The 870-nt window shown below is 35.3% G+C and carries 1 protein-coding gene and 1 pseudogene; both read right to left on the minus strand.

Going from position 1 to position 870, the window contains the following annotated elements; translation table 11 throughout:
* Window positions 1-710: hypothetical protein (locus tag ACFIN0_RS09865; protein ID WP_375702466.1), on the minus strand; the 710-nt coding region annotated here is incomplete at its 3' end.
* A 69-nt stretch (window positions 711-779) separates the two neighbouring features.
* A pseudogene (locus ACFIN0_RS09870) lies at window positions 780-870 on the minus strand (TrwH protein); the annotation flags it as partial.

Below are 870 nucleotides of genomic sequence, written 5' to 3' on the forward strand. Positions count from 1 at the left end.
TGAAAACGATTTTCTACGTTTTCAAAAGTTTCTAAACTTACAGCTTTATCTAGTATCGATGCAAATTGTAAACGCTCAAAAAGCAACGTGCCCATTTGATCAAAAGGCCCAGAAACTTTGTTTTCGTCCTCTAATACCTCTTGATATGATTTCCTTGAAAGCTTATCACTCTTATAGAACGATTCTGGTTCTTTGAGAAAAAAACTAGAAAAATCTATTTTTTCAGGTCTAGTTTTTTGACTATTTGTTATAGCTTGATAGGTTTTTTCTGTTTGTGAAATTTGTTCTTTTTTCAACTCAAGCTGTTTTTTTAAGAGCTCAATAATTTCCCCTTTTTTTAATAGATTAGTAAGCTCCAGATATTTTGCTGATGGAGCAGATACGAAAGTTGATTTAGGTACCTGAGCTGTGGGAGATACTGGAGGTGTGTTAGATGGCTTAGAGCCAATAGGTTTGGACGGTACGCGATTTCTTATCGTTCCCAAATTAGAAAGGTCAATTTTAATATCGGGTGGAAGTTTACGTGGTGGCTCATAGCCTTTTGGTGGTTTTGGTTTATAATTGTTGCTTGAATCGAGATCTCCTGACCCTATACTAGGAACTGCAAAACGGCTATGACCTCCTCCTTGCTTAGTAAGAGTGTTACTTCTTGCTAAGTTTGTTGTTCCAAAAAAAGCACTAATCGCTATGATAATAATCAGCTTTTGCATATTTCATACCTTTTAATTTTCACATATTTAGAAAGACTGACCATTACATTATTAACTTCATAAATCAGTTTATGAGATTCCGTTGTCTCCTCGCTTGATTTCGGCAGGGATTGTTTTATTAATAGGCACACGATTCCTATCATTGGGCTGTTTTAGCTTT

The sequence above is a fragment of the Bartonella sp. AA89HNZF genome, from assembly GCF_042196905.1.
GTDB lineage: Bacteria > Pseudomonadota > Alphaproteobacteria > Rhizobiales > Rhizobiaceae > Bartonella.